At 41.8% G+C, this 2,113-nt stretch carries 5 protein-coding genes; 1 reads left to right on the plus strand and 4 read right to left on the minus strand.

From position 1 onward, the window contains the following. The 4 genes from J8X26_RS21440 to J8X26_RS21455 all read right to left on the minus strand — a co-directional run. Positions 1-252, minus strand: a 252-nt coding sequence (locus tag J8X26_RS21440; RefSeq protein WP_208951891.1) for a hypothetical protein, incomplete at its 3' end; no start/stop codon positions are given. Continuing rightward, complete coding sequence (locus tag J8X26_RS21445; RefSeq protein ID WP_208951892.1) at positions 245-544, minus strand: hypothetical protein; 300 nt, start codon at positions 542-544, stop codon at positions 245-247. The genes J8X26_RS21445 and J8X26_RS21440, both read right to left, overlap by 8 nt. Further along, positions 537-746: a hypothetical protein gene (locus J8X26_RS21450; protein WP_208951893.1), complete on the minus strand. Its 210-nt coding sequence runs from the start codon at positions 744-746 to the stop codon at positions 537-539. Before J8X26_RS21450 ends, J8X26_RS21445 begins: the two co-directional genes overlap by 8 nt. Before the next feature lie 187 nt (positions 747-933). Next, a complete protein-coding gene (locus J8X26_RS21455) occupies positions 934-1,611 on the minus strand; it encodes a LexA family transcriptional regulator (protein ID WP_208951894.1) in 678 nt (225 codons plus the stop codon). Positions 1,612-1,688: 77 nt separating this feature from the next. Between J8X26_RS21455 and J8X26_RS21460 the strand changes: the two genes are divergently transcribed. Next, positions 1,689-1,940 (plus strand): Cro/Cl family transcriptional regulator, encoded by a 252-nt coding sequence (locus tag J8X26_RS21460; protein ID WP_244370765.1) that lies wholly within the window; start codon positions 1,689-1,691, stop codon positions 1,938-1,940. The last annotated feature ends 173 nt before the right edge of the window (positions 1,941-2,113 follow it).

A 2,113-nucleotide genomic window follows, 5' to 3' on the forward strand; every position in this document is an offset into this window, starting at 1 on the left:
ATAAGCCAGCTTGAGATAATGTACTGCGCTGCGGTAACTCCACTCACTTTCCTGTATCGCTGCAAAGAATTGCGCAAATTTCAGGGCGCGGCGGTCAATAACACGATAACTGCGCTTTACAGATGCTGCGTCAGTTGTGTTAATATCCACACAAGCCTTAATCTCAACACCGTCGCAGGTAAGCATATTTAAGGTCAGGCTCTGGTTGTGATTGGTAGTCGGAACCAGAGCCGATTTATTTGTATTAACCATGAGTAGCTACCCCATGAGAAGTTCCTGACCTTGCACATTCTATTTCAATGAGCTTTTCCAAAAGGTTCATGTTTACATCAATTAATAATGCGATATTCTCCATGTCATTTTTACTTCGTTCGCCTGAGTAATTTTTGTTAGATGCCGCCCAGAACATGACGGAAGAAACAGACTTCATCCCGTGAATTATAAATTCACTATAATTAGATGCATTCCTAGCATTTTCTCCACGCTGTTCTTCTGTTATACGATTTGAATGGTTGTTAATCATTAAATCTGCAAGCTTATTCATCTTTCATGTCCTGTTTAATGGCAAATAAATCTATTTGTAGCTGGTTAGATAAATTGAAAATCCCTTTGATCACACCGCCATATGTTCCATCTTCATCAGCATCAGGATCGTTCTGGAAATTATTAAGAAGCATTTTAGAAATCAGGAATATTGCTTCTGCGTCTTCATACAGATTTTCTATTCGTCTTTTGCTAGGTTTCATATTTACGCCTCGGATTGGCTTGGTATGAGATGATATTGAACATTATGTACAAGTTAGTCAAGAACAAAATGTTCAATATGTTCTATATATAATGAACATTAGGGTAATTATCTGTTTTTGAAGGAATTATAAAAATAAAAAAAAACCGCCAAATTTGGCGGCTTGATGCGGCGTGGGGGATAGAGAATTAGACAAACCGGATTTTTGCTTCCACGACAACGCCAATGATTCTGCAATCCCCATTGATAGGAATTAAAGGGTACTGAGGGTTTAGTGGTTTTAGAAAGGCAGAGCCACCATCCAATACAAGTTTTTTGAATGTTGCTTCATTAGCATCAACTAACTTCGCGATCACCAAACTTCCATTTTTTGGCTCTTTGTCTGTATCGACCAGAACTATCATTCCTTCTGGAATGCTAAGCCCTACAGGGGAGGTCATTGAATCACCCTGCACCCTCAACCAAAAGCCTTCGCCTTCAATATGTGCGTCAGATTCGAACCATTCGTCTATGTCTTTCAACGTATACGGCTCACAGGCTTCATTCCATGCCCCAGCACTTACCCAGCTAATCAATGGATATTTTGCAGAATCTCTTTTCGGGCCAACATAGCGGACATTTGACTCCTCAGTGTTTACACCATGCTGAAGCCACAGAGGATCGACGCCTAAGAATTTGGCAAGCTCTTGCATAGCAAGCTGTCTTGGCATCGTCTCGGCATTAAACCATTTACTAACACCCTTTGAAGAAACACCAAGAGCACGGGATATTGCGACCCCGCGGCCATGCTCGTCAATCCCAGCATTTTTACAGGCCTGCGCCAGCCTCTGGGAAAATTCTTTTCGCACAGTTTCAGTTTGAACCATATGGACACTCTACATTAAGTTGCGTGAACATTCTATTCCTGTCATTATGTACATAATGTTCAATTTAAGGAATTCAAATGTACACTTTCTCTGAAATTTTACGCGATGTCGGATTGCGGGTTGTAGCTGAGTCAACAAAGAGAAGTTTGAGGCAAATTTATAAATGGGAACGAAATAATACTTTGCCACGTAGCGATTATACCGGTGAGACGAATCTGGCATTAGCAATATCCCAAGTATCAAATGGAAAATATACAGAAGCACAAATTTTGAATGCGGCAATGCCTGGGCGAAAAGCATATTCCGCAGAGAAGTCAGACCATGCCTAACCCCACCCGAACCATCATGCCGGAGGTCTGTTATGAATAGTGCAATCAAAACTTTCGACTTCAAGTCTGATGCTGGTGAGCTACTGGCGTCGGTTCGTACGGTGCTGATCGATAATTCTCCGTGGTTTTTCGCGGTGGATGTCTGTGAGGCTTTGGGGCTCACCAATACCGCG

Source organism: Rahnella sp. ChDrAdgB13, assembly GCF_017655185.1.
Lineage (GTDB): Bacteria > Pseudomonadota > Gammaproteobacteria > Enterobacterales > Enterobacteriaceae > Rahnella > Rahnella contaminans.

Excerpts from the sequence above, each read along its gene's own strand:
- J8X26_RS21460 (WP_244370765.1), top strand. The coding sequence starts at position 1,689 with ATGTACACTTTCTCTGAAATTTTACGCGATGTCGGATTGCGGGTTGTA.
- J8X26_RS21450 (WP_208951893.1), bottom strand. The coding sequence starts at position 746 with ATGAAACCTAGCAAAAGACGAATAGAAAATCTGTATGAAGACGCAGAA.
- J8X26_RS21455 (WP_208951894.1), bottom strand. The coding sequence starts at position 1,611 with ATGGTTCAAACTGAAACTGTGCGAAAAGAATTTTCCCAGAGGCTGGCG.
- J8X26_RS21445 (WP_208951892.1), bottom strand. The coding sequence starts at position 544 with ATGAATAAGCTTGCAGATTTAATGATTAACAACCATTCAAATCGTATA.